General features: G+C 40.7%; 15 protein-coding genes, 14 tRNA genes, 1 rRNA gene and 7 pseudogenes. 33 read left to right on the top strand and 4 right to left on the bottom strand.

Translation table 11 applies throughout. The features are described 5' to 3' along the window. Window positions 1-170 precede the first annotated feature (170 nt). The 17 genes and pseudogenes from rrf to ABEV15_RS03185 all read left to right on the top strand — a co-directional run bounded on the left by rrf (window position 171) and on the right by ABEV15_RS03185 (window position 3,469). Window positions 171-287, top strand: a 5S ribosomal RNA gene (rrf, locus tag ABEV15_RS03265). Between the two features lie 10 nt (window positions 288-297). After that, window positions 298-373: transfer RNA gene (locus ABEV15_RS03260), tRNA-Val, on the top strand. A 28-nt stretch (window positions 374-401) separates the two neighbouring features. After that, window positions 402-478, top strand: a tRNA-Met gene (locus ABEV15_RS03255). Between the two features lie 4 nt (window positions 479-482). Beyond that, window positions 483-558, top strand: a tRNA-Asp gene (locus tag ABEV15_RS03250). A gap of 5 nt (window positions 559-563) precedes the next feature. After that, window positions 564-639: transfer RNA gene (locus ABEV15_RS03245), tRNA-Phe, on the top strand. Between the two features lie 11 nt (window positions 640-650). After that, a tRNA-Thr gene (locus tag ABEV15_RS03240) sits at window positions 651-726 on the top strand. 5 nt (window positions 727-731) lie between these two features. Continuing rightward, a tRNA-Tyr gene (locus tag ABEV15_RS03235) sits at window positions 732-816 on the top strand. A gap of 10 nt (window positions 817-826) precedes the next feature. After that, window positions 827-900: transfer RNA gene (locus ABEV15_RS03230), tRNA-Trp, on the top strand. A 9-nt stretch (window positions 901-909) separates the two neighbouring features. Further along, window positions 910-985 (top strand) — tRNA-His (locus ABEV15_RS03225). Between the two features lie 17 nt (window positions 986-1,002). After that, a tRNA-Gln gene (locus ABEV15_RS03220) sits at window positions 1,003-1,077 on the top strand. Window positions 1,078-1,082: 5 nt separating this feature from the next. Continuing rightward, a tRNA-Gly gene (locus ABEV15_RS03215) sits at window positions 1,083-1,154 on the top strand. 11 nt (window positions 1,155-1,165) lie between these two features. Further along, window positions 1,166-1,239, top strand: a tRNA-Cys gene (locus ABEV15_RS03210). 11 nt (window positions 1,240-1,250) lie between these two features. Then, window positions 1,251-1,336 (top strand) — tRNA-Leu (locus tag ABEV15_RS03205). 51 nt (window positions 1,337-1,387) lie between these two features. Continuing rightward, a tRNA-Leu gene (locus ABEV15_RS03200) sits at window positions 1,388-1,472 on the top strand. Window positions 1,473-1,587: 115 nt separating this feature from the next. Continuing rightward, entirely contained in the window at window positions 1,588-1,968 is a 381-nt protein-coding gene (locus ABEV15_RS03195; protein WP_051035038.1) for a hypothetical protein, read from the top strand. A 295-nt stretch (window positions 1,969-2,263) separates the two neighbouring features. Then, window positions 2,264-2,950: pseudogene (locus tag ABEV15_RS03190) on the top strand (IS982 family transposase); the annotation flags it as partial. Window positions 2,951-3,395: 445 nt separating this feature from the next. Then, window positions 3,396-3,469: transfer RNA gene (locus tag ABEV15_RS03185), tRNA-Gly, on the top strand. Window positions 3,470-3,550: 81 nt separating this feature from the next. Here the strand turns inward: ABEV15_RS03185 and ABEV15_RS03180 are convergent. Next, window positions 3,551-4,213, bottom strand: a complete 663-nt coding sequence (locus ABEV15_RS03180; RefSeq protein ID WP_498852343.1) for a B3/B4 domain-containing protein — start codon at window positions 4,211-4,213, stop codon at window positions 3,551-3,553. 61 nt (window positions 4,214-4,274) lie between these two features. On the opposite strand from ABEV15_RS03180, the gene queG reads away from it, so the two are divergent. The 10 genes and pseudogenes from queG to ABEV15_RS03130 form a co-directional block, all read left to right on the top strand. Further along, window positions 4,275-5,411, top strand: coding sequence for a tRNA epoxyqueuosine(34) reductase QueG (gene queG / locus ABEV15_RS03175; protein WP_498852342.1), 1,137 nt, complete (start codon window positions 4,275-4,277; stop codon window positions 5,409-5,411). A 57-nt stretch (window positions 5,412-5,468) separates the two neighbouring features. Beyond that, window positions 5,469-6,326, top strand: coding sequence for an amidase domain-containing protein (locus ABEV15_RS03170; protein WP_498852341.1), 858 nt, complete (start codon window positions 5,469-5,471; stop codon window positions 6,324-6,326). A gap of 11 nt (window positions 6,327-6,337) precedes the next feature. Continuing rightward, window positions 6,338-6,811: a tRNA (uridine(34)/cytosine(34)/5-carboxymethylaminomethyluridine(34)-2'-O)-methyltransferase TrmL gene (gene trmL / locus ABEV15_RS03165; RefSeq protein WP_498852340.1), complete on the top strand. Its 474-nt coding sequence runs from the start codon at window positions 6,338-6,340 to the stop codon at window positions 6,809-6,811. Window positions 6,812-7,092: 281 nt separating this feature from the next. After that, a complete protein-coding gene (locus ABEV15_RS03160; RefSeq protein ID WP_498852339.1) occupies window positions 7,093-8,988 on the top strand; it encodes a PrkA family serine protein kinase in 1,896 nt (631 codons plus the stop codon). Between the two features lie 220 nt (window positions 8,989-9,208). Continuing rightward, window positions 9,209-10,369, top strand: coding sequence for a sporulation protein YhbH (yhbH, locus tag ABEV15_RS03155; RefSeq protein WP_498852338.1), 1,161 nt, complete (start codon window positions 9,209-9,211; stop codon window positions 10,367-10,369). 141 nt (window positions 10,370-10,510) lie between these two features. Next, on the top strand, window positions 10,511-10,816 hold the full coding sequence (locus ABEV15_RS03150; RefSeq protein WP_498852337.1) for a rhodanese-like domain-containing protein: 306 nt from the start codon (window positions 10,511-10,513) through the stop codon (window positions 10,814-10,816). A gap of 227 nt (window positions 10,817-11,043) precedes the next feature. Beyond that, window positions 11,044-12,243, top strand: coding sequence for a peptidoglycan-binding domain-containing protein (locus ABEV15_RS03145; RefSeq protein WP_498852336.1), 1,200 nt, complete (start codon window positions 11,044-11,046; stop codon window positions 12,241-12,243). Between the two features lie 77 nt (window positions 12,244-12,320). Next, window positions 12,321-12,944, top strand: coding sequence for a hypothetical protein (locus ABEV15_RS03140; RefSeq protein ID WP_498852335.1), 624 nt, complete (start codon window positions 12,321-12,323; stop codon window positions 12,942-12,944). A 339-nt stretch (window positions 12,945-13,283) separates the two neighbouring features. Further along, the gene (locus tag ABEV15_RS03135) at window positions 13,284-13,628 is read left to right on the top strand and encodes a hypothetical protein (protein ID WP_498852334.1); all 345 of its coding nucleotides are present in this window, start codon (window positions 13,284-13,286) and stop codon (window positions 13,626-13,628) included. Window positions 13,629-13,680: 52 nt separating this feature from the next. Beyond that, a pseudogene (locus ABEV15_RS03130) lies at window positions 13,681-13,836 on the top strand (sporulation protein YhbH); the annotation flags it as partial. 351 nt (window positions 13,837-14,187) lie between these two features. Here the strand turns inward: ABEV15_RS03130 and ABEV15_RS03125 are convergent. Further along, window positions 14,188-14,967: pseudogene (locus tag ABEV15_RS03125) on the bottom strand (IS6 family transposase); the annotation flags it as partial. A gap of 15 nt (window positions 14,968-14,982) precedes the next feature. Here ABEV15_RS03125 and ABEV15_RS03120 point away from each other — a divergent pair. The 4 genes and pseudogenes from ABEV15_RS03120 to ABEV15_RS03105 form a co-directional block, all read left to right on the top strand. Next, window positions 14,983-15,873: an RNase A-like domain-containing protein gene (locus tag ABEV15_RS03120; protein ID WP_498852333.1), complete on the top strand. Its 891-nt coding sequence runs from the start codon at window positions 14,983-14,985 to the stop codon at window positions 15,871-15,873. 41 nt (window positions 15,874-15,914) lie between these two features. Next, window positions 15,915-16,208 carry a contact-dependent growth inhibition system immunity protein gene (locus ABEV15_RS03115; protein ID WP_033016570.1) on the top strand — a complete coding sequence of 98 codons (294 nt, stop codon included), beginning with the start codon at window positions 15,915-15,917 and terminating at the stop codon, window positions 16,206-16,208. A 175-nt stretch (window positions 16,209-16,383) separates the two neighbouring features. Beyond that, a pseudogene (locus tag ABEV15_RS03110) lies at window positions 16,384-17,561 on the top strand (IS701 family transposase). 163 nt (window positions 17,562-17,724) lie between these two features. Next, window positions 17,725-17,871, top strand: a pseudogene (locus ABEV15_RS03105) (sporulation protein YhbH); the annotation flags it as partial. Between the two features lie 398 nt (window positions 17,872-18,269). On the opposite strand, the gene ABEV15_RS03100 reads toward ABEV15_RS03105, so the two are convergent. Together ABEV15_RS03100 and ABEV15_RS03095 are read right to left on the bottom strand one after the other, a co-directional pair. Beyond that, on the bottom strand, window positions 18,270-18,398 hold the full coding sequence (locus tag ABEV15_RS03100) for a hypothetical protein (protein WP_498852332.1): 129 nt from the start codon (window positions 18,396-18,398) through the stop codon (window positions 18,270-18,272). 271 nt (window positions 18,399-18,669) lie between these two features. Next, window positions 18,670-19,836 (bottom strand): annotated as a pseudogene (locus ABEV15_RS03095) (IS256 family transposase). A gap of 182 nt (window positions 19,837-20,018) precedes the next feature. Between ABEV15_RS03095 and ABEV15_RS03090 the strand changes: the two are divergent. After that, window positions 20,019-20,459: a hypothetical protein gene (locus ABEV15_RS03090; protein WP_003354865.1), complete on the top strand. Its 441-nt coding sequence runs from the start codon at window positions 20,019-20,021 to the stop codon at window positions 20,457-20,459. A 427-nt stretch (window positions 20,460-20,886) separates the two neighbouring features. Beyond that, window positions 20,887-21,946 (top strand): annotated as a pseudogene (gene tnpC / locus ABEV15_RS03085) (IS66 family transposase); the annotation flags it as partial.

Here is a 21,946-nt window from a genome sequence, read left to right as displayed (position 1 = left end):
CTTAACTAAACACACACGAAAGGCGTAGGAGGATGTTAGTTCGAAGCTAGACATCACGAAAAGCGTAGGCGACTGTCCAGCCAAGCCCTGTTATCTAGTTTTGAAGGAATAAAAAATGCTTGACAACAAAAAATATTCCGTTATAATAACATTTGTCTAAAGCATTCTTGCTCGGTGACGATGGCGGAGAGGTCACACCCGTTCCCATCCCGAACACGGAAGTTAAGCTCTCCAGCGCCGATGGTAGTTGGCGGGACACCGCCTGCGAGAGTAGGACGTTGCCGGGCAAGATGCAATGGAGGATTAGCTCAGCTGGGAGAGCACTTGCCTTACAAGCAAGGGGTCGGCGGTTCGATCCCGTCATCCTCCACCATGTATGAACATTGATTTACTTTTATCATCGCGGGGTGGAGCAGCCAGGTAGCTCGTCGGGCTCATAACCCGAAGGTCGCAGGTTCAAATCCTGCCCCCGCAACCAAAATGGTCCCGTAGTGTAGTGGTTAACATGCCTGCCTGTCACGCAGGAGATCGCGGGTTCGAGTCCCGTCGGGACCGCCATGTATGGCTCGGTAGCTCAGTCGGTAGAGCAAAGGACTGAAAATCCTTGTGTCGGCGGTTCGATTCCGTCCCGAGCCACCATGTTAAATGATGCCGGCTTAGCTCAATTGGTAGAGCAACTGACTTGTAATCAGTAGGTTGCGGGTTCAAGTCCTGCAGCCGGCACCATCTGCGGAGGGGTAGCGAAGTGGCTAAACGCGGCGGACTGTAAATCCGCTCCCCTTGGGTTCGGCGGTTCGAATCCGTCCCCCTCCACCATCTTGACTTTAGGGGCATAGTTTAATGGTAGAACAGAGGTCTCCAAAACCTCCGGTGTGGGTTCGATTCCTACTGCCCCTGCCAAAAAACGTGGCGGCTATGGCGAAGTGGTTAACGCACCAGATTGTGGCTCTGGCATTCGTGGGTTCGATTCCCACTAGTCGCCCCATATATGCTTGAAAATTTTGGGGTATAGCCAAGCGGTAAGGCAACGGACTTTGACTCCGTGATGCGTTGGTTCGAATCCAGCTACCCCAGCCATATATGCGGAAGTAGTTCAGTGGTAGAACACCACCTTGCCAAGGTGGGGGTCGCGGGTTCGAGTCCCGTCTTCCGCTCTTTGTTTCATGGCGGCATAGCCAAGTGGTAAGGCAGAGGTCTGCAAAACCTTTACCACCGGTTCGAATCCGGTTGCCGCCTCCATTTTTTTATGCGCCGGGGTGGCGGAATTGGCAGACGCACAGGACTTAAAATCCTGCGGTAGGTGACTACCGTGCCGGTTCGAGTCCGGCCCTCGGCACTGAAAAGGCTTGACAAAATAAGATAGCATGATACAATTTAATTGTTTCATGCCGATGTGGCGGAACTGGCAGACGCGCACGACTCAAAATCGTGTGGGGTAGCCCCCCGTGTGGGTTCGACTCCCACCATCGGCACTGTTAAATAGGGAAAAGGTTTTAGGGACAAGGGGTTTCACGAAGGTGAAATCCCTTGTTTTTTATTTACCGAATACATTTGACGCATTTTTATTTTGGAAAGTAGGTGAATAAAATGATCATTGCGAACAACTATAAAGAAATTAAAGATCATTTTGATTTCACGGATAGTATCATAACGGATATGAAATGGAATAATCCATTAGACCTATCTATCACGATAGACTATTATTGGGATACACAGGAGAATAGGGAGGAAAATAGGACATTAGCGTTGCATTTTAAGGATTGCCTAGATGTGGAGTACAAAATAAAAAAAGAGATACTAGAAATGTCAAGGCGTGATATCCATTTTGATAGCTTGTTCACTATTATTCTCTTCGAAAATGTAGAAGCAAATTCAAGCGAATTTTACCATTTTCATATCTATACCTTTGATTATAAAGAGCCGTTGTTAAAAATTATTTGTAAGCAAGTTCAGTTGGAAGAAGTATAGCGCCACTCGTCATGGATTTTAACAAAGAGATGGGAAAGATTAACAACTAAAAGGCGGTTCGCTCCGCCTTGTTTTATTGTTGTTTTTGCGGTATTATCTCGTTAAGAAAAGCGAACGCGTCAAGTTGTTACTAACTCATATTTCGCACCTTGGTAGGGCGGAACAAAAGGATTTTTTATTCAGTTTTTTAGAAACCCGTGGTGCTAGATAAACTCGAGTAAGCATAAAAATAGCTCTTGCTTGTGGATCTCCTGTAGAATGGAAGTGCCAACCAACATTCGAAAGGAGAATTCCCATGCAAGAGCACTTTCATTTTACTACAGATCAAGCAAAGATTCAAAAACAATATGCAGCCATTTTTTTCTTTGTTTCTGCTCAACTGCCATCGATTCAAATGTATTTGCAACGTCGCAATTGTCATTTGGTGAAACAAGAAGATGCGGTAATCATTGCTATTCATCTTTTAGGGAAGCTGCTTGGCTTCTCTTCCGAACGTGCATGACATCGCTTTGTGACTGGGAACTTGTTTACGGATGGACATTTTCTCGAACGTTCTCGCTACAATCGTCGTTGTCGAGCGCTACGCTTTGCGATCAAATGGATTCGCCATGAGCTAGCCAAACGTGGGCAGCACCACGCCTATGCGGTCGTAGATAGTATGCCACTCGAGTTGTGCCATGCCGCAAGAATGTACCGTGTCAAACGATTCCAAGGGATCGCGGACATCGGGCTTTGTGCGTCGAAAAAGCAGTGGTACTATGGGTTTAAGCTTCATCTTCAAGTGACCGACCAAGGACTGCCGATGGGGTACGTGGTAACGGAGGCGTCCTGTCACGATCGAATCGCAGCGGAAACCGTCATGACCCAAATTTCTCATCCTTTTAATTTGGGTGATAAAGGATTTATCAGTAGCGAATTGCAAAAAAAGTTGTATGAAGCGTACCAAATCGCTTTTTGGACTCCATCTCGCAAAAATCATCGTTTTTGATTATATGAATTTGATTGTGTATGAAACCAAAAGGTGTTATGTCAAATCTCTTCTTCATTTGTAACCACGATGCCTATTATTGTCCAGGCATATATGCGCGCATTGATTTTATAGGGAAAAATGAGTTATAAAGAGATGAGTGATGCATTTTTGAAAAAGTTGTGAACAAGGTATTGACTTGTCCGAGGGGAGTCGATATAATGTAAAGCGTAATTACGAAACAGGGATTCCTGTTTTTTATTTTTACATTTCATTCGACAAATTTCTACTTTTTCCGCATGTGCGGGTGTAGTTTAGTGGTAAAACCTCAGCCACGAGCAGCGCATCGTCGAATAAGCGGCGAGTTGCCTCGACGCATCGATCATCATCGAGTAGGCGAGTAGAGGAAGAGGCATGGTAGGGCGTGCTGAATGATGATAGACATAGTTAATCTAAGCATGCGGGTGTAGTTTAGTGGTAAAACCTCAGCCTTCCAAGCTGATGTCGTGGGTTCGATTCCCATCACCCGCTCCATACATACGGGGACAACGCAGTGTTTCGTTTCGAAGATGAACGGGGCATTGCGTTTTTTTATTTCGCTTCGCCCCGTATTTGTTATATGATGAGTTGTGTATGAGCTGTACCCCCATGGATTTGAATAAACATCTCTTTCATCGCTTGCAATATTTGTTCACATTGCGTTTCTGTAAATGAGGGCAGAAAATATACGATTTGAATTGCATTTGTTGTTTGCTCTGTAACCATTGTTCGTTTCGAATCAACGATTGGACTGCCGAACGGGCCTTGAGCGTCTTTTGTGACGAGTTTTCGATCAAAATTTGTCGTCCGATCATTGATGCCGATATATTCATCTGCTTGTGTACCGATCGTGACGGCTATATCCCCTGTTAGCTGATCCCGATCATAAATACCGATCGGAAGTTTATAATATAAGGAAAAAAAGTTATTGACATCAGCTGCTGAATGAATGGATGGAATAAAGTTTTGCTTTTGTACACGACGAAGTAAACTTTCTGACGAAGGACGATATCGGCCCGGATCTGTGCCAATTTGTTTAAATACAGACCGCCATTCTTTTACTTCTGGCCATTCAGCTAACGGAGTTTGTTCCATATCAAAATATAGCAACTCTTGAAATTGTCGAAGTTTCCCTTTCAACATGTTGGGGGACGGACCGACGACGATTTGATCGTATGTAAGGACACCGATTTTAAAATGGGATACGCGCTGTTTTATTGTGTCACAAATGGTTAACATATCGCTCACTCCTTTTTCTTTACATTGTAACATAAACAACGAAGAAAGGAGGGATTCAGGGATGGACGTTGAAGCGCTAAAAGAAGAAATCATTCAGTATAGCCGAACGATCGGTATTGATAAAATTGGTTTTGCCAGTGCGGATCCGTTTATTGAATTAAAAGAACGACTGCGTCACCAGCAACAACTCGGATATGAATCAGGATTTGAGGAGCCTGATATTGAAAAGCGGACAACCCCATCTTTATTGCTTCCAGAAGCACGTTCTATTATTGCAATTGCCCTCGCGTATCCGTCGAAGCTAAAAAACGCACCGCGAAGCACGAAAACAGAACGAAGAGGCATTTTTTGTCGCGCATCTTGGGGACAAGATTATCACATCATTTTACGCGATCGTTTGCAACAATTAGAGCAATTTATTTTAGCGCGCGTGCCAGATGCGCGAGTGAAGTCGATGGTCGATACAGGGGAATTAGCTGATCGTGCAGTAGCCGAGCGTGCAGGCATCGGATGGAGTGGGAAAAACTGCTCAATTATTACGCCAGAGTTTGGATCGTACGTATATTTAGGAGAAATGATTACAAATATCCCGTTTCCTCCGGATGCGCCAATTGAAGATCAATGCGGGACGTGCACGCGCTGCATTGATGCTTGTCCGACAGGCGCACTTGTGCAAGGGGGACAGTTGAATGCGAAACGATGTATCGCTTTTTTAACGCAAACGAAAACGTTTATTCCTGATGAGTTTCGCGATAAAATTGGTAATCGATTGTACGGATGTGATACGTGCCAGCTCGTTTGTCCAAAAAATAAAGGGAAAGACTTTCACTTTCATCCAGAGATGGAGCCGGATCCAGAAGTGGTGAAACCTTTATTAAAACCGCTTCTTCATATGACAAACCGACAATTTAAAGAAACGTTTGGACATTTATCGGGAGCGTGGCGCGGAAAAAAACCGATTCAACGGAATGCGATTATTGCATTGGCCCATTATAAAGATGAAAGTGCAATTGATGACTTATTGGTACTGCTTCAGGAAGATTCACGCCCAGTCATTCGCGGAACTGCGGCGTGGGCGCTTGGGAAAATTGGAAAGCGCGAAGTTGCCCCTATGTTGCAACAAGCAAAAGAGCGAGAACGAGATGAAGACGTCATTCGGGAAATTGACAAAGCGTTAGCGATGCTTAAAAGAGTGTAGTTGTTTTTCCAGTGTTTGTGACATAACGTAGTAAAAAACGAAAAAGTGGTGAGCGGGATGAGAAAACGACTACACGATCTTCTCGATGAACGTATCCGGCGTTTTTTTATAAGCGATGTCACGGATGAAGAAATCGAACGAAAAAAGCAGTTGTTAGCTAAGCGAAATGCCAACCTTGTGAAATGTGAAGGAAAGGGAACAATCATTGAACGGAAACATATCGTTTCAAAAACATTCGTGCGTTATATCGTTCGTTTTCGTTTTTTTATTTGGCAACACGGCTGGATGTATGTTGAAGAGGAACAAGAGATGCGTGAAGCAATATTTGAACGACGTGAGCTTGTGAGTGATCGCCCGCTTTTGCCTAACATGGAGACGGAACAAGTTGAAAAAAAGCAAGAACGAGATGATGGTGAACGTGTTCGTTATACGTATGATCGACTAGCCGCAGTACGATATGCTGAAATATGGTGGAATGATTATAATCCAGCGTTCCAAAAATTCTCTGTAGATTGTACAAATTTTATTTCACAATGCTTGCATGCGGGGGGCATTCCGATGATGGGCTATCCCAATAAAACAAAAGGATGGTGGATGAGGAAAAACGATTGGAGTTATACGTGGACAGTCGCGAACGCGTTTCGCTGGTATTTAAGCGGATCGAAAACAGGCATTCAAGCGGTCGAAAAAAAATCGCCGGAACAGTTGTCTCTTGGTGACGTCATTTGTTATGATTTTCAAGGGGACGGACGATTCGATCACACGACGATCGTTGTCGCGAAAGATAAACAAGGGATGCCGCTTGTAAACGCTCATACGTCCAACAGCCGTATGCGTTATTGGTCATACGAGGATTCAACCGCTTATACGCCGAATATTCAATATAAGTTTTTTCATATTATTGATCGAATATAGGAGTGAAGAATGTGGCTTTACATGTCGTTTTATATCAACCAGAAATTCCAGCGAATACAGGAAATATCGCGCGTACGTGCGCGGCAACAGGAACATCGTTACATTTAATTCGTCCACTCGGATTTTCAACCGATGATAAAATGTTAAAGCGTGCTGGATTAGATTATTGGGAATATGTCGATATTCATTATTATGATTCATTGCAAGAGCTTTTTGACCAATATAAAGAAGGTGAATTTTTCTTTATTACGAAGTTTGGGCAAACATATTACACATCGTTTGACTATAGTGATCCAACGAAAGATTATTTTTTCGTTTTTGGCCGTGAAACAAGCGGATTGCCAAAAGATTTAATTGAAAACAATATGGAACGTTGTTTGCGTATTCCGATGAACGAATACGTTCGCTCGCTCAATTTATCAAACACAGCCGCCATTCTCGTGTACGAAGCGTTGAGACAACAAAACTTTCCAAATGTATTTTAAGCGACTTTCGAATGAAAGTCGCTTAATTTTTTACTTCTGGCTTATCGTTATATCCTGCTGTAAAGATCGCAACCAAGAAGGCGAAAATGACGCCGAGAACAAGAAGCGTTTTCATATGAAATCTCCTCCCTTATAAAGTGACAAGAAAATGTCCACGCTTTCATTATAGCTTAATTATATATCAGGATGAAAGTCATACTTTCACGAATGATTACGGACATCCTTGCATACATATGGTAATAATCATGACGCTAGACATCAAGGGTGGAGGAGGTCCGTGTATGGACATTTTGAAAAAAATACAAAAATATAGAGAAGAAGAACAAAAGTTAAAGTGGGAAGGGACATTTGCGGAGTACTTAGAAATCGTAAAAGAAAAGCCGTGGGTGGCTCAGTCCGCTCATTCTCGCGTTTACAATATGATTAAAGATGCGGGCGTAGAAGAAGTGGATGGAAAGAAAAAATACAACTTTTTTAGCGGCCAGTTGTTTGGACTGGGGGAAGCGCTAGAGCGTCTTGTAGAAGAATATTTTCATCCAGCTGCGAAGCGATTAGATGTTCGAAAGCGTATTTTGTTGTTAATGGGACCGGTAAGCGGTGGAAAATCGACGCTTGTAACAATGTTAAAGCGGGGGCTTGAAGCGTACTCATATACCGATCGTGGCGCTGTATATGCAATTAAAGGATGTCCGATGCATGAAGATCCGCTTCATTTAATTCCGCACCATTTGCGCGACGAGTTTTATAAAGAGTATGGCATTCGTATTGAAGGAAACTTATCTCCATTAAACATGATGCGGCTTGAAAAAGAATACGGTGGGCGCATTGAAGATGTGATGGTTGAACGCATCTTTTTCTCAGAAGATAAACGTGTCGGAATCGGAACGTTCAGCCCATCCGATCCGAAGTCCCAAGATATTGCTGATTTAACAGGAAGCATTGATTTTTCTACGATTGCTCAATATGGGTCCGAATCGGATCCGCGCGCATATCGCTTTGATGGGGAGTTAAACAAAGCAAATCGCGGCATTATGGAATTTCAAGAAATGTTAAAATGCGATGAAAAGTTTTTATGGCATTTGCTTTCTTTGACGCAAGAAGGAAACTTTAAGGCAGGACGTTTTGCGCTCATTAGCGCAGATGAGCTCATTGTTGCTCATACGAATGAAACAGAGTATCGTTCATTTATTGCTAATAAGAAAAATGAGGCACTTCATTCGCGAATTATCGTCATGCCGATTCCATATAACTTAAAAGTGTCAGAAGAAGAGCGTATTTATGAAAAAATGATTCGCGAAAGCGATGTGGCAGATGTGCATATTGCACCGCATACGCTACGAGTTGCTGCGATGTTTACCATTTTAACGCGATTAAAAGAACCGAAGCGCGGTGATATCGACCTTGTGAAAAAAATGCGCTTGTATGACGGTGAGTTAGTTGAAGGATTTAATGAAGTGGATGTCGAAGAGCTGAAAAAAGAATATCCAGACGAAGGAATGAGTGGTATTGATCCACGTTATGTTATTAATCGTATTTCGTCTTGTATCATTCGAAAAGAAGTACCGTCCATTAATGCATTAGATGTATTGCGAGCATTAAAAGAAGGGCTAGAGCATCATCCGTCTATTTCAAAAGAAGATCGGGAACGTTATTTAAATTTCATTTCGATTGCGAGAAAAGAATACGATGAAATTGCAAAACGTGAAGTACAAAAAGCGTTCGTCTATTCGTATGAAGAATCAGCAAAAACGTTAATGGATAACTATTTAGATAATGTAGAAGCGTATTGTAACAAAGCGAAAATTCGGGACCCGCTCACAGGAGAAGAAATGAATCCAGATGAAAAACTGATGCGTTCGATTGAAGAGCAAATTGGCATTTCGGAGAATGCGAAAAAAGCATTTCGTGAAGAAATTTTAATTCGTATCTCAGCATATGCCCGCAAAGGTCAACGATTCGATTACAATTCGCACGAACGGTTGCGTGAAGCGATCCAGAAAAAGTTGTTTGCAGACTTAAAAGATATTGTCAAAATTACGACGTCTACAAAAACACCTGATGAACAACAACTCAAGAAAATTAATGAAGTTGTTGCGCGGTTAATTGATGAGTATGGTTATAACTCCACTTCAGCAAATGAATTGCTTCGTTATGTCGGAAGCTTGTTAAACCGATAAAGCATGCCGCACTTGGCATGCTTTGTTTTATCATCGTATAAAACAGGCTTGTCCTTCAGAAAGGGATTTGAACAATTTTCGCAATCATTTGTCAATTTTTTTCGGTCGTCGCATAGGATAAAGTAACTAGCCATTCATTTATGATTTTTTATTAGCCAACATAGTGTATGCGAGGAAAAAGAATTTGTGCATGATTATTTCATATGTAGGAGGGGAAAAAATGAGTAGAAACTTCATTGTGTCAAAGGAAGATTGGTCCCTCCATCGAAAAGGCCACGATGATCAAAAACGGCATGAGGAAAAAGTGAAAGAGGCAATTAAAAATAATCTCGGTGACTTAATTACAGAAGAAAGCATCATTATGTCCAACGGTCGCGACGTCATTAAAATACCGATTCGTTCGTTAGATGAATATAAAATTCGTTACAACTATGACAAAAACAAGCACGTCGGCCAAGGCGATGGGGACAGTCAAGTTGGTGATGTTATTGCGCGCGACGGTTCTGGTGACGGTCAAAAAGGACCCGGAAAAGGGCAAGGAGCAGGTGATTTGGCAGGGCAAGATTATTATGAAGCAGAAGTATCTCTAATGGAACTTGAAGAAGCGTTATTCAGTCAATTAGAACTTCCAGACTTAAGGAAAAAACAACACGCTGATCATGTTGTGCAACATATTGAGTTTAACGATATTCGCCGAACGGGATTGATGGGGAACATCGACAAGAAAAAAACAATGATGGCTGCGTTTAAACGAAATGCATTAAGTGGCAATCCGAGTTTTTATCCAATTTATCCCGAAGATTTAAAATTTAAAACGTGGAATGAAGTCATTAAGCCGGATTCGAAAGCGGTTGTCATCGCAATGATGGACACGAGCGGATCAATGGGCGTATGGGAAAAGTATATGGCTAGAAGCTTCTTCTTTTGGATGACGCGATTTTTACGGACGAAATACGAAACGGTCGATATTGTTTTTATCGCGCATCATACTGAAGCGAAAATTGTAACGGAAGAAGAATTTTTTACAAAAGGGGAAAGTGGCGGGACGATATGTTCATCAGCGTATCGAAAGGCACTTGAAGTCATTGAAACGACCTATTCACCGACGAAGTATAACATTTATCCATTTCATTTTTCCGATGGCGATAATTTAACGTCCGATAACGCCCGCTGTGTCAAGCTTGTGCAAGAGTTAATGAAAGTATCGAATATGTTTGGATACGGGGAAGTGAATCAGTACAATCGTCACTCTACCCTTATGTCAGCATATAAACATATTAAGGATGAAAAATTTCGTTACTACATTTTGAAGCAAAAATCGGATGTGTTGCAGGCGATGAGAAGCTTCTTCCGAAAAGAAGAAAATAAAATGTTTGTTTAAAACCTTGTGCTACACAAGGTTTTTTTGTGAAAAAACGGTTGACAAACGGGCGGGGGTTTTGTGATATACTCATATGGGTAATTGTAATAAATATTTTTTTGTGAGTTAATATACATACATGAGTATATAAGGGGTGAAAAAATGAAACATATATTGCCGCAAGAAGTTGAGCAGCAATTAAAAGAAGGTCGTGCACTAAGTATTATTGATGTGCGCGAACATGAAGAAGTGGCCCAAGGTAAAATTCCAGGTGTGCGCCACATCCCGCTTGGTCAACTGCTTGAGCGGATGAATGAAGTGAATAAAGATCAAGAACATATTCTTGTCTGCCGCTCAGGAAATCGAAGCGGTATGGCTTGCCAATTGTTAGAGAGTTACGGATACCGCGTCGTAAATATGACGGGCGGGATGCTCGAATGGACAGGAGAAGTTGAAAAAGGGGAGTGACATTGAGGAAAAGAAAAAAGAACTGGAGGCGTTGCGCAAGAAGTATCGACCGTACGATATGGAATAACTTTAGGCCTCAAATTTGATTCGCATCGGTCAAAAATTGCGCGTTAAATAACCCCTGCCACTCGGCAGGGGATTTTTTTGTTCTTTATTACATACTTCGACATTTTTCTTGATTGTTGTTTGATATGATGATAATCAAAAAATAACGAGGAGGCTCAAAAATGTACGCTGTAGATAGTGTTGGTAGAGTCACTTATCCATCTAACTTCACAAATAATCTATGGAGCGGACAAACATTAAAAAGAGGGGACAAGAATGATTATGTGAAAACATTGCAGTCATGGCTCTATAAAGCAGGTTTCAATCCCGAGGGAATTGATGGGGTATACGGTGCCAATACAGAAAAAGCTGTGAAGGAATTTCAGAAGAAAGCGGGAATTGCAGCAGATGGGATTGCAGGAAAGCAAACGTATCAAGCACTACAAAAGTATGTTAGAACAGAAACAACAGCATCACAATCAAACTCATCGAACACCAATGACCATTGGACAGGTCAGACACTTAGAGAAGGAAGTTATGGACAAGCTGTAAAAGATTTGCAGTTAATGTTGAAATATGTAGGCTATAGTGTTAGTGTTGATGGTGTATATGGTTCTGAGACCGAGAAATATGTTAAGGACTTTCAAAAATCAGTAGGTCTTCAGGCAGATGGGATTGCTGGGAAAAATACTTACAATGCTTTGAACAACAAGGTGGAACTTATAAAATCTCAAAAGAACACCTATAAAAATCCTAGGTTGCAAATTATCAACAAGGAAATAGATATAAAGAATGTTGCTGATGCCGTACATTATATCACATTAGGTCCTTTGAATGCTAAACTTGAACAGTTCCTTGATCTTAAGATGGAAATTAAATTCGACCGGTCAATGAGGGTTACACAAAATGGAAAAACTATTAAGTTCACAACCCCCTTAGGGGATACACTACAGTTGGATGTAAGTAATTTACTTAAAGCAAAACTCAATAATACCGCATTGTATGAAAGGAATTATGCAGATACTATACAATATGGGAATACAGGATTTGAATCAAAATACTTTGTGCTGTTAGATGCTTTGAAACCGAATTCACTTCAACCTGATGGTTATTATTTAATGTCAAGTTCTACTCATTCATTGATGCAAGACATTGATTTCTCAGATTTTCTTGGTTTGAAAACTAAAAAAGGATTCGAAAATCTAAAGATAACATTAAAAATGGAATTAACACAAAATTATAAAGTTAAGAAAGAGTATTATGATTCAATGGCCACCGTATTTGCAGCAGCTGCGTCAACAGGTAAAATCGCTGAGAAGTGGGTTGAGAAATTTGTGGATTTTATGATCAAAAATATAAAAAATCCGAAAGCGATATTTTAATTAATGAGTTCTGTTCTGTATCTTTACAATGTTGTATTTCTTAAGTTAAATTTATTTCAGTTGCACTATGAAATAGTTTGGAGGGGATTCGTATTAAAGAAATTCGATTTATCTTTTTATTAACTATACTTATCCCAATAATAACAATAAATTTAATACCCAAAGTTGTCTTTGCTAATGACGAAGAAAATTGGATTGTTCGTCACATTTTATTAAATTACAAAATTGAAGAGAAAAGTAAATCCCTAAAAGTATATTATGTCCAAATTCAACAACAAAAAGGGAAAGAGCCGATTATTGATCCTCATTTTGTAAAGACAATATATTTAGATGAAAATATAGACGTAAGTAACAAAAAGTTAAGAGACTTCGTAGAGAACGATCAAAGTCTTTACTACGATATTTATATAAATGACACGATATTAGGAAAAAGGGCACCTATTTTTGCAGATGTCAGTGCAGAGAAGCCATCAGAGGATGAGATTCAGTCTTATATCAATAGGGCGGTAGAGACCATAAGAAAAGATTTTGAAGAACCGCCAAGCCAAGAAGAGATTAATAAGCAGATAAATGAGAAAATGGGGAAATTTAATTCTTATGCTCAACAGCGAGATTATTCAGTAATGCAATTCGTTTTTATGATAATAGGTTTTTTGATGTTGTATGGTATATTTTTATTTGTTAAAAATAGGAAAAAGTGATGGTGATTATTCAGTACATAAATCAAGTAAGCTGAATAGTTTTTGCTTCCCCTGTCTATCCTGAAAACAAAAAGACCACCTTTCTTTGTCGGAACAGACGTATCACTGTGAAGTTTGTGAGGTAGAAGTCGATTGTGGTCTCAACGCGAGCATCAACTTGAAAAACTATGCCAAGTAAAGCGACACATGTACTCATGCGTTAGTGGGGAAGTGAAGCCTTCGGAGCGCCAAGGAAAACGAGAGTAGCTTTTCGCGAAATCGGGCGCGATGAACAAGGAAGGAAACGTAGACTTTATAAAGTATTATAAAATCTTATAAGTTTTCTGTAACGGAGAAATGATGAGAATATCTGATTTTCTTAAAAGATATAATTTACATGGGAGTTTAATTAATAATATGGAATATGATTCCATTGCAAAAAGAGTATCTCTTGGAACTGAGTTATGTAAATGGCAGCAATCTGATTATGATGAAAGCAAAGATCCTGAAATGATTGATGGATTCATTGTTGTTGAAGATGTGACATACTTTGAGACAGATTGTGTTAAGGATTTTGATGCTGATGAAATATTAGAAGTTGTCCTTATTTCCGAAAACCAATCGTCTGAAAGAGTCAAAATAGTAACTGATGGAGTGAACATTATTATTATCGAAGCTGGCAATGCAGACTGGTATCCATTCTAATGGTGTGGTTCTTTTTCACAGAGCTACACCTTAAAAATGTGTATAGCGTATACAGTTGCATCAGTACAATCGTCACTCTACCCTTATGTCAGCATATAAACATATTAAGGATGAAAAATTTCGTTACTACATTTTGAAGCAAAAATCGGATGTATTGCAGGCGATGAGAAGCTTCTTCCGAAAAGAAGAAAATAAAATGTTTGTTTAAAACCTTGTGCTACACAAGGTTTTTTTGTGAAAAAACGGTTGACAAACGGGGGGGGTTGTGATATACTCATATGGGTAATTGTAATAAATATTTTTTTTGTGAGTTAATATACCTGCATGAGTATGGTAGCGTCAAAAGATCTATGAGAAGTCATCACAGTCTACCTGTTTAAGGAAAATAAAGAGGATAGTGGAATCGGATTCGCCCTTGACCAACACTCGCCAAAGGAGAAAAACGGTCAGTAGGGGCAAGGGCAGAAAAGAAGGGCATAGGAAAGCAGCCCTTGTCCTATCCTGATTTTACCTTTGGCGAGGTTCGGATGGTCAAGAGTACACTCCGCCGAATCCGCCCTTAGGATGCGGCTTGTTGGGTCAACATCTCTTGAGCCATGACAATGAGCTTTGCCCAACGTGCCGGCATATGCGGAAGGCTCTCTAATGCCGGGATGACGACCGGCACCCGTTTTTCCGACGCGCTATGCGGACGCAAGAAGTTGAAGTACGCCACAAAGAGCGTAACGAAAGAAATAGAGCCTTCTTCAGCGCCAAAGCCGTGAGTCGGTCGATAGTTGCTTTTGAACGTCCGATGGAATCGTTCAATGATCTGTTTGAGTGGTCGATATTCCTCGGACACAGGATCCTCGTTTGTCAGCCCGATGACTTGGCGAACATCGAAAGAAATCCCGTGTTGGGCGAAAAAGTGCTGTGCCAACAAGTAGATCGGGTTGCCATCGACGACAAAAGACAAATTTTCAGGAATCGACGGCAGCTTTTTGAGGACGTCATCGATCGCACGGATGGCAGAGAATGTATCCCGATGTGGAGAGACCCAATAAGACAGCACGACCTTTTTCACGGCATCAAACATAAAAAACAGGTAATGCCAGAGTCCTTTGACGCGGATATACGTCTTGTCACCACAAAAAGAACCAGACAGCTCGTAAGGAAAGTGATCGATGAAAGGCTTGACGATCGGCGCAACACTGTTGGCATAGTTGATGACGGTCTGGTGGGAAATCGACAATCCGTGAATGTCTTTCATGATTCTCGCTGTTTTCCGCGCGGAGAGCCCATAGTTGACGTGATACGTCAAGATGAGCCCTAGCGTGTGTGAGGACACAGAAAGCCGTGAGGAGGTAATAGTATCATGAGTGGAGTTAATTCAATTAGAACAAATACTCAAACCATATATAACCAGCAGAACACCAATCTCGGGACTTCCCGTATTGATCTAAATAATCGTGAGGATTTGAAAAATGCTACTCTTTCCTCTAATAATGATACTGTAGAAATTTCCTCTACATCGATGCAAATGTTTTTAGTGGCAAAAGCTAATAAATTTGACAAGGGATGGGATTTAGCAAAAGACCTAGTAGATGTAGTAACTGATTTTATTCCTGGAGTAGGAACTGTTAAGGATGCATATAACCTGTATAAGGTTTTGAGTAACCCAAGTTCAACTGTGAAGGATGTGGCAGGAGCCTTACTTGCGTTTGTCCCAGGATTAGGCGATTTTAAAAGTATCGCCAAAGTAACGGATGCTGTAAAAGATGTTTATAAGATTGGTATAAAGAAATTAGATGATGCTGCGTTAAGTATTTTTACGAAAAATATAAAATCTATAGATACAAAAAAGCTTGTAGATTTTTCAGAGGGTAGGAAAGTAGGTAGAGCTCAAGGTCATACTTTGGCCAAACATGTTGCACAAACCGATAATGATTTGATAAAGCGTGCAAACGGAAAAGAGAAATCTAATGCTACATCATATACAAATAAGAATACAGCTATTTCTGTCATAGATAAGACTATTAAACAAAATGCAGAGGACATTGCAAATTGGTTGCTAAACACTGATATTGATACAAAGACATTATTATATACCTCTAAAGAGAGTATTGGAAAAGGGGTATATAGGGGAGAAAAGAACGTACATAGAGATATAAGGCAAGCCGTCACTGTTTTGAAGAGGGATCCTAGTGCAAAAGAAGGGTTTATTATCTTAACCTCCTTTCCTGTACTTAAATGGCGAGGCAAATAAATAGTGAAACAAAACAACAAAATGAGAAAGGGTGATTTATGGTGGATAATCTAAAAAAGCCAGAAATGCTCAAATATTTCATGAGTGGGTATTTTAATCAAAGTGTTAGCTGGTCAGATCTTGAAGGATTGGCAACCGATTTTAAAGAGCGAGAACCTAAATCAATGGTAAAACAATTAATAAGCGAATTAAAAATGTTGCAGGATGTTTTACAAAAAGGTGATAAAGAGACGTGGAGAGAAATCGAAAAATATGTACATGAATATAGTATGAGATATTTAGATTTTGAAGATGGTCCAGAATTTATTAATACTGTTTTAAAGGCAATTCAATAATTTAAAATTAACTTTTGGTCTTTTCACATAAACCCGTATTGCTACTTAAACTTTATTACTATAGATGAGCAAATTCACTAACATAAATTTACAACTAAACAAAAGAAGAGACATGAACCCAATTCCTTGGTTAGAATAGATGTGCCACAACTATCCACAAGGAGGTTCATGTCTTATGAATAGATTAGCACATCATCAAGGAATCGACAAGTTCTTCATAACGTTAGGGTTGGCACTTTATTTCTCGAAACCTGTCATGAAGCATCTCGTTCATATCGTGGATGCCATGGTGACGAAAGGTTTTTCGGGAACGTTGACCGATCTTCATCATGGGAGCTTTCATCCGAACCATCGCACGACACTAAGCCATTTTTTCACGAAAAGTCCTTGGGAGGAAGAGACGTTGCTTCGCAAACTCCAGCAGTGGATCCTTCATCGTGTCGAACGCAGCTCGAAACGAGAGAATCAACCCATTTTTGTTTCGATCGATGATACGATTTGCCAAAAAACAAAGCCTTCGTCACAGGCGACGAACGCCATTCAAGGGTGTGATTGGCACTATTCTCACACAGAGAAAAAGTCGATCTGGGGACATTCTCTCGTTTGGCTCATGGTTCATACGATGACCCAAGCGTTCCCTTTTGCCTTTCGCCTCTACGACAAGGGGGCTGGGAAAAGCAAAGGAGAACTAGCCATCGAGATGCTTTCTTCTTTAGATGTACGCCGTCCGGTGTACGTGCTGATGGATTCGTGGTATCCATCGAAAACGCTTGTGGAAGCCTGCCCGAAAAAAGGATTTCATGTCATCGCGGTGCTCAAGACGAATCGCATTCTCTACCCTAAGGGTATCGCTATCCAAGCGAAAGAGTTCGCCGAATACATCGAACCGAAAGACACTCACCTCGTCACAGTGGGAGAAGAGCGTTATCGTATCGCTATGAAGGCTCTCTCAAAGGTCTCGATGATGCCGTGGTGCTCCTCGCTTGGAAAGCTGATCAGCCCATGACATCTGAACATCTTCACTGCGTCTTGAGTACCGACCGAGAGCTAAGCGATGAAGAAATCTTGCGCTACTATGCCGAGCGTTGGTCGATCGAATGTTTTTTCCGTCAGTCGAAAGACCAGCTGAAGCTCGATGGGTACCGTGTTCGTCAAGTTCGGGCGGTGAAACGGTATTGGATCCTAGTGCAACTTGCGTATGTGTACAGCATGTTCGAGTCGAACAGTGATTTTTCGGATGGGCTCGATCTCCTGCGCAAGAGAAAAGGACACAGCCTCGTGGAGTTCATTTACAGCGCAGCAAAACAAAATATTCCCATTGATGCCGTGAAAAAACATCTTCACGTGGCATAGGGGGTACCCCGTTTGTCTTTTCTTCGTATGGTAATTATTGTTACTAAAAATGTTCATCTACAGTTTATTATTAAAGTGCAATGCGGGTTTATCAATCCACAACTAGTCATATGATAATTGATAAATCAACAGTATTTAAAGTGTATAGCATTAATAGTTGTATCAGTACAATCGTCACTCTACCCTTATGTCAGCATATAAACATATTAAGGATGAAAAATTTCGTTACTACATTTTGAAGCAAAAATCGGATGTGTTGCAGGCGATGAGAAGCTTCTTCCGAAAAGAAGAAAATAAAATGTTTGTTTAAAACCTTGTGCTACACAAGGTTTCAGCTTGTCGACAAAGTCGACAAGCTGACACCACTTATGTCAAGTGGTGTACCAAATATAGGAGATGTACCATTATAAGCAGGTTCACTAATCCGTAATAGATAATGCTTAGAATAACAGGTTTGGTTTTGAAATACAAAATTATAATGAATAGTGCAATTAGAGAGTAAATGATCAAGAAAATCAGCACAAAAAATGCTCAGACATTTTTAAAGCTCAGAGCATTTTTTATATCTCGCTTATTCAATATAAGTAGCCGTTGATTGAAGAAGAAAGTTGTACTTTAGCCATCTTTTTGTGTGTTGATAAAAGCTTCAAAGAAACGGTGTTATTTTTTTACCATTACATGTATGAAATCGAGAAGGGTTTTTTACTATCACTCAATCACTATATTCCCTACATATTGAGCACTTCCACTATCGGTACGAAGGTCTACCTCAATTAGATACTCTCCTTTTTCTTTAGGGAAATAAAAATTACGGTTTTTATCAAGTTTCAATTCCATCTTTTTATCCTTCTGCCATAGCCAAACCCTTAAGTCTAAGACCTTAAAATCTTCACTGTCAAAAAGTATTAGACCTTCTTGACCTGACTTCACACTCACTTGTTTTTGTTTTCTGGTACCGTCAAGAATTTTGTGTAATGTAAGATAGATAGGGTATCTCTGAAATGGATTTAGAATAGAGGGGGATATTTCCTCCACACATAAGACTGAATATTCAGTCTTATGTGTGGAAAGGGAGAACCCCCTTATTTTGTTTATTTACAGTATTTGGTTAACAATAACGTTCTTCAAACATTCGCTCGAGGGCTTCATGCGCTTCGGCAAATCCTCGCAACTTTCGCCCTGCCCATTTCTCATTAAAATCTTGAATGGTCAAATACACGACTTTTTCAGCGGCTTCTAAACTGCTCAAACTGTTCATCGGCTTTAGGCGTTTCCGAATCTCCTTGATCGTTCGTTCGATGGCATTCGTCGTGTAAATCACACTTCGAATACAGCTTGGATAATCCATAAATGTAAGGAGGACATCCAACTCATTGGCCCAAGATTGGACTTCTCTCGGGTACTTGCTGGACCATTTCGACTCAAACTGTTGAAACATCTGTAACGCTATCTTCTTATTCGGCGCGCGATAAATCAGCTTGAGATCCTCGGCCACTTCGAATTGGTCTTTTTTCCGAACACGGCTGAGGGTGTTGCGGACTTTGTGCACGACACAACGCTGCACATCTGCTTTCGGATAAACCGAGCGAAAAGCTTCCTCCAGCCCCGAAAGACCATCGAATACGCTCAGAAGCACTTCCTTGACGCCTCTTTGGTAGAGGTTTTGAAGAATTTCTTGCCATACATAGGCACTTTCTTGTCCTCCCACAAAGAAATCAAGAATTTCGCGATATCCTTCTTCGTTCACCCCTAACACCACATAAATGACTTCTTTCTCCACGGTTTCGCGACGAAGTTTTACGTATAAACCATCCAAATATAAGACGGAATAACGCTTGTGCAGTGGACGAGTGTGCCATTTCTCGATGTCTTCCTTCACTACATCGGTAATACGGCTGATCGTTGCAGGAGAATAGGCATTGCCTAAAATTCGTTCAATAAACTTGCCAATTTCACGCGTACTCATGCCACTTTGATACATCCTGATGATGGCTTCCTCAAGCCAGCCGGTGTGCCGTTGGTAAGGGACAAACAACTATGTTTGAAATTCCCCGTTTCGGTCTCTTGGAACCAAAAGACCCTCAATCCGGCCATATTGCGTATCTAGATTTCGCTGATAGTAGCCGTTTCTCATATTTGATGTTCCGGCCTGTTCGATTTCGAGGAAATTTTTTATTTCTTCCCGCATGATCAGTTCTAATTTTTCCTTTACAAACTGACGAATCACACTTTCCAGTTGATTTGCCCAGTCTACATTCGGTATACTTTTAGACATAGGTAGGGTTCTCCTTTCTCTGGAATGTGTTTTTGTCCAAATCAGAGAATACCCTACCTTTTTTCTTTTGTTCTAGCAAAATGCTTTACACAAAATTTTATACATCATCGGATTAATTATGTTTAATTACTTTGAAAAGATAGCAATGAAAAAGGGAATTCAAAGTTAAAGAGGTGATATTAATGTTCAAATTGGTAAGAATGTTGAAATTGCGAGACCTAGAGTTGTTTCGTTTAGATAATCAAGATAATGAAACTGTCTGTATGCTATTGATTTTAGATTACAGAAGACCTAGTGTTTTAGATGATTTTCCTATTTTAAAGGAAATAGAGGATGAGGATTCATTTGAAGGCGCGGAGAATTATATCCACACGGTAATAATTTCAGAAAAAAAATTAGAAGAAAATATTGTGGACCAAATTGCTGAGGTAATCGAAGGGTTAGTTGAACATAAGCCAAATTGTGATAATAATAATTCTTTTTATATTAGTAAATTCCCTGATAATTTTGAGGCTGGCACACATTTAATAGAGTATATTAAACCTATCTTAGATAAGATGAATTTTGACATTGATCTAACATATATCACTGATAAACATTTTAATTACTTGACTCAAGAATAATCTTTAATTTAATTGTGGTTCTTGAGTGGTACAATGGGCAATGTAGCGGTGAACATTGATCCAATCGTTAACCTAAAAATAGCATTGAATGCCGCAGGAATTAGGGGTGGGAGGATTTTCGACAGCGATGGTAAAAAAGATTGCCATCGTTCGTCTTGTTGGTTCAAAAATTACTTTCGAAAAGTAAATAAAAAATCCTTTCTTCCCCGATTGACTCATGTATTTCTTTTCGTTTATCTAAAATGGTCTTCAAACTGTGTCGGACTCAGGGTAAACGAAACAAAAAGGCGGAGTGAGGGCTTCACCTTTTAATATGGGTATTTATATATATTTATTGTAACTATTCAGCCACATCATAAAGTGAGCTGAATATTTTCTTCTTTCCTTGTCTATGATGTGAATGCTGATAGACAAGGAGGTGAATCGCATGTTGACGGTACAACAAGCTGTATTTACGGTTGAGAGCTTAATCGGCAAAGTTCAACAACAAAAACAGCTCATTCATCAACTCGTTCAAGAAAATGAACATTTGCGTCACGAAAACAAACAACTACGCAAAGAAAATGAACAACTGAAGTACCGTGTTCAAGAGCTGGAAGCACGCACGAAAAAAAACAGCTCCAATAGCCATTTGCCCCCATCTTCTGACCGTTTTGCCAACACACGTTCTTCTCGCAAGCCATCTGGCAACAAGCCAGGCGGACAAGAAGGACATCAAGGAACGACGCTCCGTCAAGTGGAACCCACATCATCGTGTCGTCCACCGTGTGCATACGTGTCAAGGATGTGGGGCTTCTTTGCGTGAAGTCAAACCGTTCAAAGTCGATATCCGTCAAGTGTTTGATGTCCCTCCTGTAGCGATCGAGGTGACACAACATGAACGTGAAGTGAAATCGTGTCCACATTGTCGATGTGTTCAACAAGCCGAATTCCCATCCCATGTCACGAATCATGTGCAATACGGTCCACGGCTCACGGCGCTTGTTGTTTATTTACATCATATCCAATTGATCCCGTACAAGCGTTTAAGTGATACAATCGAAGCGTTATATCAACACCCAATCAGTACGGGAACTCTTGCCAATATGGTGAAACGAGGACGCGAATCGCTGGAATCAAATATGGACATCATCGAAGACGCCTTACTTGAATCCAACATCCTGCATGTCGATGAAACGAGTTTGCGCATCAATGGGAAACTCGCATGGGTGCATGTCGCCTGTACATCGAAATATACGTACTTGGCTCCTCACGTTTCTCGTGGAAAGAAAGCGACCGATGATATTGGGATTCTTCCCCGATATGAAGGGACGATGATGCACGATGGATTCGGTACGTATCCAAAATACACGCAAGTCACCCATGCCCTTTGTCACGCCCATCATTTGCGTGAGTTAAAAGGCTTCATCGAACAAGGGCATACATGGGCATCGCGCATGACGACGTTTCTGTTAACCGCCAAACAGGCCGTCGAAGCTCATCACGGT

It is taken from the genome of Bhargavaea massiliensis, assembly GCF_050480245.1.
In the GTDB taxonomy this organism is placed as follows: Bacteria; Bacillota; Bacilli; order Bacillales; family Anoxybacillaceae; genus Anoxybacillus.
The sequence above is the reverse complement of the archived record's forward strand: the minus strand, read 5'-3'. Positions and strand labels throughout refer to the sequence as shown.

Bases quoted from the DNA above. Each gene is read 5' to 3' on its own strand.
- ABEV15_RS03170 (WP_498852341.1), top strand. From the start codon at position 5,469: ATGAGAAAACGACTACACGATCTTCTCGATGAACGTATCCGGCGTTTT.
- ABEV15_RS03090 (WP_003354865.1), top strand. From the start codon at position 20,019: ATGTTCAAATTGGTAAGAATGTTGAAATTGCGAGACCTAGAGTTGTTT.
- ABEV15_RS03100 (WP_498852332.1), bottom strand. From the start codon at position 18,398: ATGGAATTGAAACTTGATAAAAACCGTAATTTTTATTTCCCTAAAGAA.
- yhbH (WP_498852338.1), top strand. From the start codon at position 9,209: ATGAGTAGAAACTTCATTGTGTCAAAGGAAGATTGGTCCCTCCATCGA.
- ABEV15_RS03135 (WP_498852334.1), top strand. From the start codon at position 13,284: ATGAGAATATCTGATTTTCTTAAAAGATATAATTTACATGGGAGTTTA.
- ABEV15_RS03195 (WP_051035038.1), top strand. From the start codon at position 1,588: ATGATCATTGCGAACAACTATAAAGAAATTAAAGATCATTTTGATTTC.
- ABEV15_RS03145 (WP_498852336.1), top strand. From the start codon at position 11,044: ATGTACGCTGTAGATAGTGTTGGTAGAGTCACTTATCCATCTAACTTC.
- ABEV15_RS03160 (WP_498852339.1), top strand. From the start codon at position 7,093: ATGGACATTTTGAAAAAAATACAAAAATATAGAGAAGAAGAACAAAAG.
- ABEV15_RS03120 (WP_498852333.1), top strand. From the start codon at position 14,983: ATGAGTGGAGTTAATTCAATTAGAACAAATACTCAAACCATATATAAC.
- queG (WP_498852342.1), top strand. From the start codon at position 4,275: ATGGACGTTGAAGCGCTAAAAGAAGAAATCATTCAGTATAGCCGAACG.
- ABEV15_RS03150 (WP_498852337.1), top strand. From the start codon at position 10,511: ATGAAACATATATTGCCGCAAGAAGTTGAGCAGCAATTAAAAGAAGGT.
- ABEV15_RS03180 (WP_498852343.1), bottom strand. From the start codon at position 4,213: ATGTTAACCATTTGTGACACAATAAAACAGCGCGTATCCCATTTTAAA.